This window comes from Colwellia sp. 1_MG-2023 (assembly GCF_030546755.1).
GTDB lineage: Bacteria > Pseudomonadota > Gammaproteobacteria > Enterobacterales > Alteromonadaceae > Thalassotalea_H.
Genome location: NZ_JAUOPE010000003.1, coordinates 265,833 through 280,646, shown reverse-complemented (window position 1 = coordinate 280,646; position 14,814 = coordinate 265,833). Strand labels below are relative to the sequence as shown.

Here is a 14,814-nt window from a genome sequence, read left to right as displayed (position 1 = left end):
ACTTCAAATTTACAAGTGTTAAATAATAAGGCTCAAGTTATCTTTAATCAAAGATAACTTGAGCCGTTGTTTTCCAATAACCATCCGCTATTTGATTGGCGATAAAATCAAATAGCTCCGCTTCAGGTATTGGTTTAGAAAAATAATATCCCTGAATAATATCACAATCATTCTCTGCCAAACTTCTTAGTTGAGCCCCCGTCTCCACCCCTTCGGCAACAACTTTCAAGCCCAAATTTTTAACCATAGCAATGGTCGAGATAATGATCTGATAATCAGCATGATTTTCTAACATACCAAAAATAAAACTTTTATCTATTTTAATAACATCAACCGGCATTTTTTTAATGTAAGCGAGTGATGAATACCCCGTACCAAAATCATCAATAGCAAAACTGAAACCAATGTCTTTTAATGAATCCATCATTTCAATAGCGCGATCGATATCTTTCACTAATGTTTGTTCGGTCAGCTCTAATTCAAAACATTTAGCAGGTAGGTTAAATTCCTCTAACAATGAACGTAAGAAACTAGGTAAATTAACATCGATAAATTGACCTGCTGATAAATTTATTGCAATACGAACATCTTGCAAACCTAAGCTTCTTAGCTGATGACAATGCTCAAAACAACGACGGATGATCCAATAGCCCAATTCAACCATGTGTTCAGAGTTTTCAAGAATTGGAATGAAATCATCCGGAGATATCATGCCTTTTTCAGGGTGTTTCCATCTTAACAATGCCTCAAACCCATAAAGCTTCTTACTTTTCGCGACAATTTGTGGCTGTAAACTTAAACTGAATTGACCTTTAGCTAATGCTTGACGTACCTCAGACTCCATCATGACTCGGTGTGCAACACGCTGATACATGTCTTGATGATAAATATGATATTGATCACCACCATTATCTTTAGCTTCATACATGGCAATATCAGCATGACTAACCAGTTGTTCCGCCTTAACGGTTTCATCATCACTAAAAGCGATACCGATACTGGTAGAAACATAAAAGATACTAGAATTAATTTTTATTGGCTTTTTAAAACGATCTAAAATCTCTTGGGCAACTGGTTTTGCCTCTTCAGCAGATTTAACATTATTTAAAACAATAACAAATTCATCACCACCAAAACGGCAAGCCAAATCAACATTTCGAATACTTAAACGGACGCGGTTTGCAGCTTCAATGAGTAATTTATCACCTTCTCCATGCCCATGACTGTCATTTACCTTTTTAAAGTCATCAAGATCAAGAAACAAGATAGCTACACCTTGTCTGTACCGAGAAATATTCGCCACTGCTTTTCTAATTTGATAGTTCAGCATGTTACGATTGGGTAAACCGGTCAGTAAATCATACATCGCGATATTTTCGAGCTCTTTCGTTTTTTGCTCTACCTCAATGTTAAGTTGCTCAAGTTCATAGCTTAATTCTGTAGCAGAGTCGGCAACAATATCTAACTCATCCGCTAATAATCGACGTCTTTTTAAGCGTATTTTACGAAACTGTTCAAATTCTTTTTTCGCTAAAAGAGGTAAGGCATTTGATAAGGTTAATATTCGATTAGTAAAAGGGTTAGCAACGAGATAAACCAAAATAGCGAGGGTGATAAAAATCAATGAAGTAGAAAGTAAAAATTTAAATCGATACTGTTTATATTCGTCTTTTATTGAAGTAACGTCATCAACTAAAGATAAATAAAATTGCTTATTATTGGCTTCCGCTAAAGGAATTAAATTCATCAAGTAGCTGTTACTATGAATATCAATTTGTAAACCAAGCTCTTTCACTTCATCAACTAATATATTCTTGCCAATATTATCGAAAAGACCTTGCATCAAGCCAACGTTAGACGTAGATAAAAATTCCGCATCTGATACAAAAACCTGATGATTTTTATCAAAGCTAACCACAGCTATTTCACTATTTAAGGCTTGATTAATTGAATAAATCACATCGACAAGCGACATCGTCATCACAATAACCGCTAAATCACCTTGGCTACTTAATATTGGTACTGCAATGAGTTGCTCACAAAACTTATCACAATACAATTGATGAAATGGCTCTTGTTCAGAGAGAACGTTATTTGCGGTGTTTTCAATATACTTGGTTAATTGAGTCGTTTTAAAAAGCACTTGATTATTATTATCAATAAACCAAACATGCTCAACATTATGATTAAGTTGTAATGCATCAATTTGTCGAGCTAACGCCTTGGAAAGATTAGTTAAGTTATTATTGTTATTGGTTTGTACAACATCAGTAAATGACTCAACCCATAAGCTTAATTTTTCACGTGCAATCCCTGTGTGTAATGCTAGCTGACTTTTACTTTGATCGACTTTTTCAACTTGAAACTGCTTAAACTCATTATTCAAGCGAGAAATTGACAACAGTGAAATACCAGCGCTGAGCAACAACAAAGCACTTACTACCAAAATCAATAATTTGGCAGGAACACTAACAAATATTTTTTTCATCAATTAAAACCAATACATAAACTGAACGGCCCACATACTCCACCTTCGCTGGTTATTTAACTCCTTGTTAGGAGAAATTACCGGCGTTAATCGTGACGTACCTTCAACCCAATGGTGTTCTATATCAACTCTCATATTATCTGCAAGCATGAATGAACTTCCGACCGTGATATCATTTTGATAGCCGAAATAACTGGGCACAGCCCCCCCAGTATTTTTTTCTAATTGACTACCATTTTTATCTTTTTCATCCGCATAAAACTTTTCAACTCTTGCTAATAATGACAATTGATTATTATATTGAAATCTCGATTGAACATATGCGCCTAAACCTGTAGTTCCTCTGCTATACTCCTCAAAATAAAAACCATTTTGAGTAAATTTTGATTGAGTAATTTCACCACTAAACTCCCATTTTTCTCCTTCATAAAGAAAACTACTGCTTAGCTGCTGAAAACTAAAAAGCCCATCGGCATATAGGTCAGAATTAGCTCGTTCATAATAAAAGTCAGAATCAAGTAATGAAACACCCAATTGCCAAGGTGAGAAGAGCGGCTGCCAATATAAACTCGCTTGTGCATCGAATCGCTGTTTACCTTTACCTTTAACTAAATCACCTAATAATAATTTTACATCTTCAGTTTCTAAAGAAGATGAGCCATAGCTAAAGTAAAAATCAAAGTCGCCATAATTCTCAGAGCTATAAACAACTTTGGCTGAGATACCATCACTACCCATAGCGATATCTCTAAAGCCGTCAAAATATTTTGACTGTGGTAAAATAATACTCGGACGTGCATGAGGTACATCTCGAGTACTCGAATAAAGCCAATTATTATTTTTAAATCGACCTAAATATAAATTCACTAACCATTTATCATCTTGAAAGACACCAAAATCTAATAAAGCGTAATCAATTCTTGCCCCTTCCACATAACGATTTCCACCATCTAAATAGACAGCTTGGCCTGTAATTCTAACGTAATCATTCAATTGATATGAGCCATTAATGCCAATCTCAGTTAGCTCTGCCGATAAGGCACCGTCATTATTAACAAAACTACTGCCGTCAACATCAATTAATCCTTGAGCAACAAAACCATGCACTTGCCATGCTTCATTATTGCTTTCTTGCCCGTTCACTTGGCCGATAAAAAGCATAGCAACGAATGCAAAAGCATAACGAATCCTTATCATATAATTGACGTTATATTGAAATATTAAGAACATTAACATCCACTTCCTTATTTAAATCATCAACATACCCGATAGCTCCAGGAGTACTACTAACAGCTTTAAGCATTTCTTCTTGAGATTGAACAATCGTTGGGGCAACACCTAAACCAGAAAAAGTTAACTTGTTCCAAACTCGATCAAGCTTATACGGAAAAATATTTAAAGTATTTTTTGCAAAATTTTTATGAATAGTGTGTTGACTCGGTAAAACAAAAACAGTGATAGGTGTGCTACTTGCCCAACGCGTTTGACGTATTGAATAAATTCGCCGCAATTGAGCAGGAGTTATTGATTCTATTTTTACCGAGGCATGGGTAATGACATGCATAGCCTTAATAGGCGATGCAACCACCATAAAAAATAGTATCAAACAAAAATAAAGAAAACGATTGATGACAATGTCCCTATCAATTAATCCAAAACAATCACTAGCAGTATGGTGTAATATTCAATACTGCGTTTATGCTAAGTCTCTAAAAATCCTACAAATAGAAACGAAACAACCAACTATAAGTCTAGCCAAAACTAATGAAATAACAAAACTTTATCTGAATAACTTTTACGATATTTTTTCAGGCAAAGAGATTAGACCAGTATTTTGCTGCTAAATTCGTCGAAAACACTATAATAATCGGAAAATTGATTTAATTTATATAATTTGTCATAAACAATTCCATCATAACGCTTTTTATGTGATGATATTATTTATAACGACTTTTATTAGGTGTTTCTCAGAAAATGGCAGCAAAGTTTAAAGTTTTAGTGCTAAATGGACCGAATTTAAATATGTTGGGTAAACGTGAACCTGAGATTTACGGTTCATTATCCCTTGATGACATAATAAATGATCTAACACTGCGTGCTAATGATCTTGAAATTGAACTTTCTCATTTTCAAACCAATGCTGAATCTGAATTAATAAATGAAATACATCAAGCATTTCAAGCGATTGATTTTATAATAATTAATCCTGCAGCATTAACGCATACCAGCGTTGCATTGAGAGATGCATTATTATCAGTAAATATCCCATTTATTGAAGTACATTTATCTAATGTACATGCCAGAGAAAATTTTAGAAAACATTCATATTTATCGGATGTTTCACAAGGCGTAATTTGTGGCTTAGGCCCTATTGGATATGGCTACGCATTAACGAGCGCTCATCAGTACTTAACAAAGAATTTGTCATAATTGATGTAAATAAATCAATTATAAACTTACATAATATAAACAGTTAAAAGGTAATCTCATGGATATTCGTAAAATAAAAAAATTAATTGAACTGGTTGAAGAGTCAGGAATCAATGAATTAGAAATTTCAGAAGGTGAAGAGTCTGTAAGAATTAGCCGCGGCGGTTCAGTAATGCAAGCCGCACCAATGGTTCAACAAGCGGCACCCGTTGCTGCTCCAGCTCCAGTAGCTCCAACAGCTGAGCCTGCGGCTCCAGCTGCGATATCAGGCCATGTAGTTCGCTCTCCAATGGTTGGTACTTTCTATGCATCAGCTTCACCTGACGCTCCTGCATTTGTTGAAGTTGGTCAACATGTTAATGCTGGCGATACTTTATGTATTCTAGAAGCAATGAAAATGATGAATCAAATTGAAGCGGATAAATCTGGCGTAATTAAAGAGATATTAGCCAATAACGAAGATGCTATTGAATTCGACCAACCGCTATTCATCATTGAATAAGCCCACTAAAATAAGGGTAATTCCATGTTAGATAAAGTACTTATCGCCAATAGAGGCGAAATTGCATTGAGAATACTGCGTGCTTGTAAAGAGCTAGGTATTAAAACTGTTGCGATACATTCCACAGCAGATAAAAACCTCAAGCACGTATTATTAGCAGATGAAACTATTTGTATAGGTAAAGCGCCGGCACCTGATAGTTACTTAAATATACCAGCCATTATTACAGCAGCAGAAGTTACTAACTCTGTTGCCATTCATCCTGGTTATGGTTTTTTAGCTGAAAATGCTGATTTTGCTGAGCAAGTAGAAAAATCAGGCTTTGCTTTTATCGGCCCTAAAGCAGAAAGCATCCGTATTATGGGGGATAAAGTTGCAGCAATTAAGGCCATGAAAGAAGCTGGTGTTCCTTGTGTTCCTGGTTCTGATGGACCATTAACAGACGATGATGCACTCAATATCGCTCACGGTAAGCGTATTGGTTATCCAGTAATTGTTAAAGCAGCTGGTGGCGGCGGTGGTCGAGGTATGCGTGTTGTTCGCACTGAAGAAGAATTACTCGAAGCGATCGCACTCACAAAAAGAGAAGCAGGGACAATTTTCAAAAATGATATGGTGTACATGGAGAAATTCCTTGAAAACCCACGTCATGTTGAAATTCAAATTATTGCTGATGGGCAAGGTGGCGCTATTCACTTAGGTGAGCGTGATTGTTCTATGCAACGTCGTCATCAAAAAGTAGTTGAAGAAGCTCCAGCGCCAGGTATTACACCTGAAATGCGCGCTAAGATTGGCGAAAGATGTTGTAAAGCTTGTATCGACATTAACTACCGTGGCGCAGGAACGTTTGAGTTTTTGTATGAAAACGGAGAGTTCTATTTCATTGAAATGAACACCCGTATTCAAGTGGAACATCCTGTGACTGAAATGATCACTGGCGTTGATTTAATTAAAGAGCAATTACGAGTGGCCGCTGGTCAGCCTTTATCTTATACCCAAGAAGATATAAAAATTGCAGGCCATTCAATTGAGTGTCGTATTAATGCTGAAGATCCACGAACTTTTATCCCTTCACCGGGTAAAATAACCCGCTTCCATCCTCCTGGTGGTATGGGTGTGCGTTGGGATTCTCATATTTATGCTGATTATTCAGTGCCACCACATTATGATTCGATGATCGGTAAGCTAATTACTTACGGTGATAACCGTGATGTAGCTATTGCTCGTATGCGCAATGCTTTAAATGAATTAGTCATAGATGGGATTAAAACCAACATTGCCTTACACAAAGATATTTTAAATGATCAAGGTTTTGTCAATGGCGGAGCAAATATCCATTATTTAGAAAAGAAACTTTCTGAAAACGAATAATCATTATTCTCGTCGATAAAAAGCCTGCTTATGCAGGCTTTTTTGTTTACACTACCCGTGAATTAATTACAGGTAACCACGCCATGAAAAAACTAATAACTACAATATTTATTGCTCTTATTTCCTTAAACGCCTTGGCCGATGCGCCCTTAGTGTCGATTGATAGTCATGAACAATTTTTCAATAACATCAAGCAGCATTGTGGTAAAGCATTTACAGGAACCGTTACCGTAGATAATGCCAAAAGTGATGGATTTGCTAACAAAGAATTAATTATGCATGTGAGAAGTTGTAGTGATAGCACTCTGCATATTCCGTTTCATGTTGGTGAAGATGCATCAAGAACATGGATAATTACTAAAACCGGCTCTGGTTTATCGTTAAAGCATGATCATCGCCACAAAGACGGCAGTAATGATGAATTAACTATGTATGGTGGGCATACCGTTGACGCAGGCTGGCCACAAGTACAATCTTTTCCTGCAGATCAATACTCAAAAGAAACATTTGTTCAAGGCGGTATTCCTCAATCGATAGGCAATACTTGGCAAATGTATATTTACCCTGAAAAATTTACTTATCGATTGATCAGACAAGGCAGAGAATTTCGCGTAGATTTTGATTTAACAAAACCAGTGAAAACACCTGCTGCTCCTTGGGGATATCAAGATTAATCTAAGGCACTTTACAAACGTTAGTAGAAAAATTATTAGAGCAAATTCATCCTATGTCTGAATTATTAGAAAAACCACAACCGCCCGCAGATGGAGAATGTTGCGATAGAGCCTGTACACCTTGTGTATGGGATCTTTACTATGCAGAGCGTAAAAAGTGGCGTTTACAGCAAGTTGAATTGCAAGAAAAAGCAGCCAATCAAAAAGATGACGATTAGTTTAATCTGATCATGACTAAACCAATTATAATTTCACCCTTATCGACTAAACCCGTGCCGCCTGCCGATGATGATTGTTGTGGCGGCGGTGCTTGCTCTCCTTGTGTATGGGACCAACATTATGCTGACTTAAAAAAGTGGCAACAACAAACTGAAAGCCCAGAAAACCCTGAAATCATAGTCGAATCTACTCAAAATCCATTACAAAAAATAGATACTACATACCGATAAACTGGTATTTAACTTTTCGCGCTGTTTCTCACCCAATGTGACAATTGGCATAGTAAAACTACAATAACCGAACCCCACATTAACATCGCAAAAGGTAATGCGCTGCCATCATAAAAATACGCAAGAATTGGCCCTGCCAGTGAACCAATACCAAAACGTAATGTTCCTATAACAGCCGTTGCAGTACCTGACTCTCGATTAAACTCTAACAAAATTAAGGCGTCAGTGTTTACAGCAATCATTGAAATACTGCCCATCAAAGGTAAAAGCGCCACGACCGTATAAATAAGCGAAAACTGAAAATACTGCACTACGACTAACCCGCTGGAAGCTAATATTGCAACCACTAAGCCGTAAGACTGCATAGTTCTAGAGCCCTTTCTTGTCACTAAACGAGTATTGATAAAATGGGCGGTTATTAACGTAAGTACATTAATGCCAAAGAGGAAACTGAAAGTAAATTCAGACACTTTAAAAACCGTTAAGTAAACAAAGGGAATAGCGGTAATAAACGCAAAAAAAGCTAATGAAATAACCATAGAACTTAAGAGATCTAATCGTGACTTTCTATGACCCAATACCACTTTATATCGCGCTAAAAAGTTAACGCTTCCTACCTCGACAGCTTGTTTCTTTTCAGGTAAAAAGCGATAAGCGAGAGTCAAAATGAATAGGCTATACACTCCTAATACCGTAAATATCGCCTGCCAACTATGTAGCAATAAAACACTACCGATACTTGGTGCAATCATTGGTGCAACCATCATAATCATTGAAACATAAGAAAAACCTTTCGCGGTATTATTGCCATAACGTTCTTTGATTGTCCCAGGGACAACCACTGTTGCAGCACTACTGATAAACGCTTGTGCAAATCGCAAGATTAAAAATTGTTCAATTGACGTTGTAAATGGAATAGCTAGACTCACCAAGGTAAAGCCCGAAATGCCAATCATGACTAATGTTCTTCGGCGATATTTATCTGCCAATGGTCCAAAAAATAATAACCCTAATGCATAACCTAACAAATAAATGCTGAGACTATTTTGAACAGATGACATATTGGTAGAAAGTTGCTCGGCGATAATTGGCATGGCAGGTAAATACATGTCAATCGCTAAAGGAGAAAGTGCAATGATTGAAGCTAATAAGGGCAATAAGAGCTTTAACGAGACTTGATGAGTAGTTTGATCAGAATTTGTCATTATTTTTTCGAATACTCATAAACAAGTTTACCTAACGTTGCCAAAGCATGATCGATTTTTTCACTCCATTTAATTCCAAAACTTAAACGCATATAATTTTTGTATTGTCCTGAAGGTGAAAAAATTTCTCCTGGAGCAAAACTTACTCCTTGCTCAATCGCTTTTAAGAAAATTTTACTAGTATCAACATGAGAGCGACAGCGTATCCAAAGCACGCTACCTCCTTGTGGTTTTGAAATACAAACTTCATGAGGAAAATGTTCCGCAACGAGTTCTCTCATTCGCTCAAGGTTATAACGTAAAGTTTTCCTCAGTACTTGTAAATGACGATCATATTCACCACTTAATAAATAATCCGTTAATGTCCATTGCTGAAGCATAGCGGTAGAACAAGATTGAGCACGTTTAATTCTTTTCGCCGTTTCTTCAAATTTACCGGGAATTAACCAGCCTATTCGATATCCAGGTGCAGCAGTTTTTGAAAAAGATGAACACGTCATCACTAAGCCTTTTTCAGAATATAGCTGCGCTGGCACAGGTCTATTTTCAGTAAAATAAATATCGCTATAAACATCGTCTTCAATAAGAGGAATATCACGAGACTCTAGCAACTTAACTAAGGCTTGACGTTGTTCGTTCGTCATCAAAGAGCCAAGCGGATTATTAATTGCCGTTGAAAATAAACAGGCTGATACCTTATGTTGATCGAGAACCTTAGCTAATTCGCTGACACACACGCCTTCTTCAGTACAAGTGTATACTTCCAGCGCTTTCATCCCTAAACTTTCAATCAGTTCAATTAAGCCAAAAAAACAGGGGGACTCAACAGCAATTATATCACCTCGTTTTGCCACACATTGTAAGGCGATAGATAGCGCTTCTTGAGCACCGCTCGTGATCACCATGTCTTGATGGTTCACATCAATCCCTAATTCTTGATAGCGTAACGCTAAGGTTAATCGTAATTTAGCATCACCATTGATAGGCCCATAACTCACCGCTTTTTCAGCGACTCGACTTAACACAGATCGCATTAAACGCGCTAAAGCTTTATCTGGCGGATGAGCATTTACCGGATTAGATATCCCTAATGCAACAGTATCAGGTAAATGAACGGCATCGTACACTTGTTCGATTAAACTTCGACACGAAACTTCTACTGGTTGACAGCAAGCCCATTTAGCCCGCATCGGTAATAACGTTCTCGCTTGCTTTGCTTTAAGATAATAGCCAGATTGAGGGCGAGCAGAAATACAGCCTTGTCGTTCAAGTTCAATATAAGCTTGCTTTACCGTTGGCACGCTGATATCAAATTGGCGGCTGAGCTTTCGTAAACTCGGCAGTTTATCTCCTGCTCGCAATACGCCACTTTCAACTTGACGATCGATAAAATCGATCACTTGTTGATAGAGAAATTCTGAAGATGATTTATCGAGTAATCGCATAATAACGTTATGTCCATTTACCTAATCTTTAATCGCAAAACTGTATAGGTTTCATTTCTATTTTTTTGTGTATGTTATTACATCAAATTTTCCGTAAACTGTCTATCAATCATTCATATCTCATCACTTTTATGAGATCAAAACTAAGGAGTTTATATGCGTTTAATCAAATCAAACTATTCATTGTTCAGTCAATGGTTCAGTGCAGGTTTTAAAAGTAATTTTTTTGAAAGTTTGGCCACTATTGAAGCACCATTAAACTCGGTTCGTATAGCGAAAATAGTTAAAGATCAAACTGAAAAGTGTTGTGAAAACTAACGATATTAACAGTCTTAAAAATCACACGCGTTAAGACTTTTGAATTTTTGCAACCCACTTATTTATCATTAAGTGATATTGCACTTCGGCTTGTCGATTCCTTCCTCTTCAAGCCGTTTTTTATACAAAAAAGAACCGTTAGCTTAACGGTTCATTTTTTAACGTTTTAAACAGATAGACTGAACTAATATTCACTCCCAATTGGCGAGCCCGGTGGCATTTTAATCGTTGATTTAGGCGTCATTAATTTCCCCTGCCCTAAGCTATATTCAATCTGATTTTCAAGTAATGAAAACTGTGCAGTCATGGCTTTATATTTTCTCGATTTTTTATTTTCTGCCAACCAATGTTTCAGTTGAGTTAAGCAATAAAACACTTCAGATCTCACTTCGCTCACTAAGTCATTTTGATGCCATAGCACTAATAAATGTTCCACTACTTGCTGATTAACACGCTGCTGGGTCAATACGTGCAAACCTTTTTCAGGCTTACTTTTAATCGTGGCTTTCAGTAATTTATCTAGCAGGTCTTCGATTGAGAAAATATCTTCATTTAACATTGTTTGTTGTTGTAATCGTGCTAAACGTCCCGCGTTTAATAATAAAGTAAGTGTATGTTTTGCACTAGCTTGTGCAGCAGAGACAGGATCAAAAGTTAAACCGGTATTACTGATAAAACTTTCACGATCACGATAATAACCATAAGCTTTTGGTGGAATTAACTTAATGATATGTTCAGGTAACGTTAACACCTCGGGTGAAAGCGTTTTTAGTAAAGCTTCAAATGCTGCGGTTTGCGTTTTACCATCAACAGCAGACAATTCAACGTTTTGATGTTCTTCACGCACTTGATAACGATAATCCACGCCAGCAATTAATTTAGCCGTCGCTTCAACCTGAAAACGATGAAAATTATATATTGGCACTAACACTGGCTCAATTTCAGATAGAGGTGTACCAACCGGAATACTATTGATACCAAAGTCAGCAAGCGCTTTTTCTCTTACCGCCAGCATTCTTAATAATTCTTGGCTAGCATTTTTACCATTGTCCCATAAATGTCCGGTGTTATGAGCTCCTGAATGAGGACGAGCATCAGCATCAGACACATACAACAAGCCTTTTTCTTGAGCAGATTTAATGGTATTGGCTAAAAACGTCGGCTCATCTTCTGCGGTTACATCACTATAACCATAGGCAATAACATGTTTATCCCAAACACCAATCTTATCGTCGTAAGCCTTTGATAAATCAATTTCACCATCGTTAAGCGTAATAAACGGATGTGGGTAATCCATGACTGAGGCTCGATCGTTAGTGCTAGCGGCAAAGTTATGCGCGATACCTAGTGTATGCCCAACTTCATGTGCTGATAATTGGCGAATTCGAGCTAATGCCATTTCTTTCATTGCGGAAGTGTCAGTGTTTGTCGTTTCAAAAGGAGAGGTTAAACCAAGAGCAATTAAATAATCTTGTCTTACTCTTAATGAGCCTAGAGTTACATGGCCTTTCATTATTTCACCGGTACGTGGATCAATAACCGACGAACCGTATGACCAACCTCTTGTTGCTCTATGTACCCATTGAATAACGTTGTAACGTACATCCATTGGGTCGGCATCAGCAGGTAGCATTTTCACTTGAAAAGCGTCTTTATACCCTATCGCTTCATACGCTTGATTCCACCAACGAGCACCGTCTAACAAAGCACTTTTAACCGGCTCTGGCACGCCGGCATCTAAATAATAAATAATGGGTTCAACGGCTTCGCTGACTTTCGCCGATGGATTTTTTTTCGCTAAACGATGGCGAGGGATCACGCGCTTAATTAATGGCTGATCGATAGCACTTGCATAATCAGCATACGATTGTGACCAAAAGCCACTGTACGGATGAAAAGCACGGGTTTGATAGTTATCATCTGGTAATTTAATCAATGAATGATGAAGATTCACAGTCATCGCACTATTGTCAGGCGTGACTGAACGTAAGTATTTCCCTGCACCGCTGCCTTTATAAGTCACAATTGCTTCTAATTCGGTATTGTTTGGAAATGCTTTTGTTCGTTTTGTATATAAGCCGCTGCGGCTAGTGTCTATGTTAAAATTACCTTCTTTTCGTTTTTTCAATCTATCTGAAATATTATGAATGTCTGAAAGTAAAAATGGGGTGTAATCAATTAAAACAACCGCTTTATCTTCAGAAGTAGATTCAACGTTAAAACCCCAAATAATAGAACTGGCAAACGCTTCATCAACGGCTTTTTTTTCTAAAACATTGTCACTGTTTGCTCGATAATAACTATTCTTTTGACGAAGAAATACTTTATTGCCGACTCGTTCAAATTGCACTAAACGCGTATCGCCTAATTGGCCACGATCAAGTCCAATGTCATTTGAACCAATACCATGTGGCATAGAGCTTTGAAAAAGAAATTCTTGATCAAATTTATCAATAGCTAAGTACACTTTGCCCGCGTCATCATCTAAATAAAAAGAAAAGTAGCCTTCTTGTAAGGTTTTTCCTTTTATAAAGTCACCAAAGCTCGTTGACGCGTGCAGTGAAAAAATACTACAGGTGAGTAATAAAAGAATATTTTTAAGCAATTTCATATATTTTCCTTGTCTATTGCGCGATACAGAGAAATTTTTCACCGGTAAATAGAGAAAATGGCTACTGATTAACCGGCAATTTATTGTTATAATTAAGATGAACGTCAAAATGAAAATAGTTAATTTTCAGTTATATGCTATTCAAGAGAAATAGAATTTTCACACCTGACGATTTAACGCACCCGCTTTATTTGAACAGCTAAGGTTCAATAAAGCCAAATAAATATAATATACAATTTACTCAATAACGAGTAAAAATCTTAAAATTAGGTAAAACAATGCAACGACTTGCCCCAGCTTTACGTGAAGATAATGTCTCATTAGATTTAATTTCCCTAATAAAAACCATATTAGCGGCAACAAAAGAAATTTCCTTTCGTGTAAGTCAAGCGCACTTAGGCGGATTATTAGGTTCAACCTTAGATGAAAATATTCAAGGTGAAGTGCAAAAGAAACTCGACGTTGTCGCCAATGAATTAATTAAAGACATTTTATTAGAATCAGGCTTTGTTAAAGCGATTTCGTCTGAAGAAGAAGATGATTCCGTTGCCGGTGATGAAAATGGCAAATTTTTAGTTTCGTTTGACCCACTTGATGGTAGTTCAAATATTGATATTAATTCATTGATCGGTACTATTTTCTCGATTCACGAAGCAATACCAGGCATGGCTGCTGATGATCCAGCGCAATTTAAACAAGCCGGTCACAAACAAGTTTGCGCAGGTTATGTATTATACGGCCCATCAACCATGTTAGTGATGACCACAGGTAAAGGCACGCACTTTTACGTGTTAGATAGAACCCATGGTGGTTTCTTGTTAGTTGAACGCAATGTACAAGTTCCTCAAGACACTAAAGAATTTGCCGTGAATATGTCAAATCAACGCTTTTGGCAAGCGCCTATGCAAAACTATATTAACGATTTATTGGCAGGTGATACCGGTCCGCGCGGTAAAAACTTTAACATGCGCTGGATTGCCGCTATGGTGGGTGATATTCATCGTGTTTTACAACGTGGTGGCATTTTTACTTATCCTGCTGATAGCAAAAATCCAGAGCAGCCTTATAAATTACGTTTAATGTATGAAGCCAATCCAATGAGTTACCTTATTGAACAAGCGGGTGGTTTAGCCATGACTTCTAAGGAACGTATTATGGATATTGAACCTGACAGTATTCATCAACGTGTAGAAGTGATCATGGGCTCTAAGAATGAAGTAGAAGCCTGCTTAGCTTATTACCAATAAATTATTATTCAATCAAGTTCAGCCTGTCTGCACACTGTATTACTAATTGTGCAGGCAGGTTTTATTATAATATA

General features: G+C 37.0%; 14 protein-coding genes. 8 read left to right on the top strand and 6 right to left on the bottom strand.

Going from position 1 to position 14,814, the window contains the following annotated elements; translation table 11 throughout:
* Window positions 1-43 precede the first annotated feature (43 nt).
* The 3 genes from Q4493_RS05060 to Q4493_RS05050 are packed head-to-tail and all read right to left on the bottom strand — an operon-like array spanning window position 44 to window position 4,079.
* On the bottom strand, window positions 44-2,488 hold the full coding sequence (locus Q4493_RS05060; RefSeq protein WP_303449850.1) for an EAL domain-containing protein: 2,445 nt from the start codon (window positions 2,486-2,488) through the stop codon (window positions 44-46).
* A 3-nt stretch (window positions 2,489-2,491) separates the two neighbouring features.
* Window positions 2,492-3,685 (bottom strand): hypothetical protein, encoded by a 1,194-nt coding sequence (locus Q4493_RS05055; protein WP_303449849.1) that lies wholly within the window; start codon window positions 3,683-3,685, stop codon window positions 2,492-2,494.
* Window positions 3,686-3,695: 10 nt separating this feature from the next.
* A complete protein-coding gene (locus tag Q4493_RS05050; RefSeq protein ID WP_303449848.1) occupies window positions 3,696-4,079 on the bottom strand; it encodes a substrate-binding domain-containing protein in 384 nt (127 codons plus the stop codon).
* Window positions 4,080-4,462: 383 nt separating this feature from the next.
* Between Q4493_RS05050 and aroQ the strand changes: the two genes are divergently transcribed.
* The 6 genes from aroQ (at window position 4,463) to Q4493_RS05020 (ending at window position 7,914) form a co-directional block, all read left to right on the top strand.
* On the top strand, window positions 4,463-4,918 hold the full coding sequence (aroQ, locus tag Q4493_RS05045; protein WP_303449847.1) for a type II 3-dehydroquinate dehydratase: 456 nt from the start codon (window positions 4,463-4,465) through the stop codon (window positions 4,916-4,918).
* A gap of 58 nt (window positions 4,919-4,976) precedes the next feature.
* Window positions 4,977-5,420 (top strand): acetyl-CoA carboxylase biotin carboxyl carrier protein, encoded by a 444-nt coding sequence (accB, locus tag Q4493_RS05040; RefSeq protein ID WP_303449846.1) that lies wholly within the window; start codon window positions 4,977-4,979, stop codon window positions 5,418-5,420.
* 24 nt (window positions 5,421-5,444) lie between these two features.
* Window positions 5,445-6,791, top strand: coding sequence for an acetyl-CoA carboxylase biotin carboxylase subunit (gene accC / locus Q4493_RS05035; RefSeq protein ID WP_303449844.1), 1,347 nt, complete (start codon window positions 5,445-5,447; stop codon window positions 6,789-6,791).
* An 83-nt stretch (window positions 6,792-6,874) separates the two neighbouring features.
* Complete coding sequence (locus Q4493_RS05030; protein WP_303449842.1) at window positions 6,875-7,465, top strand: hypothetical protein; 591 nt, start codon at window positions 6,875-6,877, stop codon at window positions 7,463-7,465.
* Window positions 7,466-7,518: 53 nt separating this feature from the next.
* Entirely contained in the window at window positions 7,519-7,683 is a 165-nt protein-coding gene (locus tag Q4493_RS05025) for an oxidoreductase-like domain-containing protein (protein ID WP_303449841.1), read from the top strand.
* Between the two features lie 12 nt (window positions 7,684-7,695).
* A complete protein-coding gene (locus tag Q4493_RS05020; protein WP_303449839.1) occupies window positions 7,696-7,914 on the top strand; it encodes an oxidoreductase-like domain-containing protein in 219 nt (72 codons plus the stop codon).
* 8 nt (window positions 7,915-7,922) lie between these two features.
* On the opposite strand, the gene Q4493_RS05015 is transcribed toward Q4493_RS05020, so the two are convergent.
* Together Q4493_RS05015 and Q4493_RS05010 are read right to left on the bottom strand one after the other, a co-directional pair.
* Entirely contained in the window at window positions 7,923-9,119 is a 1,197-nt protein-coding gene (locus tag Q4493_RS05015; RefSeq protein ID WP_303449837.1) for a multidrug effflux MFS transporter, read from the bottom strand.
* The gene (locus Q4493_RS05010) at window positions 9,119-10,564 is read right to left on the bottom strand and encodes a PLP-dependent aminotransferase family protein (protein ID WP_303449836.1); all 1,446 of its coding nucleotides are present in this window, start codon (window positions 10,562-10,564) and stop codon (window positions 9,119-9,121) included. The genes Q4493_RS05015 and Q4493_RS05010 overlap by 1 nt, the downstream gene beginning before the upstream one ends.
* Before the next feature lie 156 nt (window positions 10,565-10,720).
* On the opposite strand from Q4493_RS05010, the gene Q4493_RS05005 reads away from it, so the two are divergent.
* Window positions 10,721-10,882 (top strand): hypothetical protein, encoded by a 162-nt coding sequence (locus Q4493_RS05005; RefSeq protein ID WP_303449834.1) that lies wholly within the window; start codon window positions 10,721-10,723, stop codon window positions 10,880-10,882.
* Window positions 10,883-11,066: 184 nt separating this feature from the next.
* Here Q4493_RS05005 and Q4493_RS05000 read toward each other — a convergent pair whose 3' ends face one another.
* On the bottom strand, window positions 11,067-13,493 hold the full coding sequence (locus tag Q4493_RS05000) for a zinc-dependent metalloprotease (RefSeq protein WP_303449832.1): 2,427 nt from the start codon (window positions 13,491-13,493) through the stop codon (window positions 11,067-11,069).
* 278 nt (window positions 13,494-13,771) lie between these two features.
* Here Q4493_RS05000 and Q4493_RS04995 point away from each other — a divergent pair, with 278 nt between their 5' ends.
* Window positions 13,772-14,740, top strand: coding sequence for a class 1 fructose-bisphosphatase (locus tag Q4493_RS04995; protein WP_303449831.1), 969 nt, complete (start codon window positions 13,772-13,774; stop codon window positions 14,738-14,740).
* Window positions 14,741-14,814 lie beyond the last annotated feature (74 nt).

Excerpts from the sequence above, each read along its gene's own strand:
- Q4493_RS05010 (WP_303449836.1), bottom strand. The coding sequence starts at position 10,564 with ATGCGATTACTCGATAAATCATCTTCAGAATTTCTCTATCAACAAGTG.
- Q4493_RS05060 (WP_303449850.1), bottom strand. The coding sequence starts at position 2,488 with ATGAAAAAAATATTTGTTAGTGTTCCTGCCAAATTATTGATTTTGGTA.
- accB (WP_303449846.1), top strand. The coding sequence starts at position 4,977 with ATGGATATTCGTAAAATAAAAAAATTAATTGAACTGGTTGAAGAGTCA.
- Q4493_RS05015 (WP_303449837.1), bottom strand. The coding sequence starts at position 9,119 with ATGACAAATTCTGATCAAACTACTCATCAAGTCTCGTTAAAGCTCTTA.
- Q4493_RS05025 (WP_303449841.1), top strand. The coding sequence starts at position 7,519 with ATGTCTGAATTATTAGAAAAACCACAACCGCCCGCAGATGGAGAATGT.
- Q4493_RS05030 (WP_303449842.1), top strand. The coding sequence starts at position 6,875 with ATGAAAAAACTAATAACTACAATATTTATTGCTCTTATTTCCTTAAAC.
- Q4493_RS05050 (WP_303449848.1), bottom strand. The coding sequence starts at position 4,079 with ATGGTGGTTGCATCGCCTATTAAGGCTATGCATGTCATTACCCATGCC.
- Q4493_RS05020 (WP_303449839.1), top strand. The coding sequence starts at position 7,696 with ATGACTAAACCAATTATAATTTCACCCTTATCGACTAAACCCGTGCCG.
- Q4493_RS05005 (WP_303449834.1), top strand. The coding sequence starts at position 10,721 with ATGCGTTTAATCAAATCAAACTATTCATTGTTCAGTCAATGGTTCAGT.
- accC (WP_303449844.1), top strand. The coding sequence starts at position 5,445 with ATGTTAGATAAAGTACTTATCGCCAATAGAGGCGAAATTGCATTGAGA.
- Q4493_RS04995 (WP_303449831.1), top strand. The coding sequence starts at position 13,772 with ATGCAACGACTTGCCCCAGCTTTACGTGAAGATAATGTCTCATTAGAT.
- Q4493_RS05000 (WP_303449832.1), bottom strand. The coding sequence starts at position 13,493 with ATGAAATTGCTTAAAAATATTCTTTTATTACTCACCTGTAGTATTTTT.
- aroQ (WP_303449847.1), top strand. The coding sequence starts at position 4,463 with ATGGCAGCAAAGTTTAAAGTTTTAGTGCTAAATGGACCGAATTTAAAT.
- Q4493_RS05055 (WP_303449849.1), bottom strand. The coding sequence starts at position 3,685 with ATGATAAGGATTCGTTATGCTTTTGCATTCGTTGCTATGCTTTTTATC.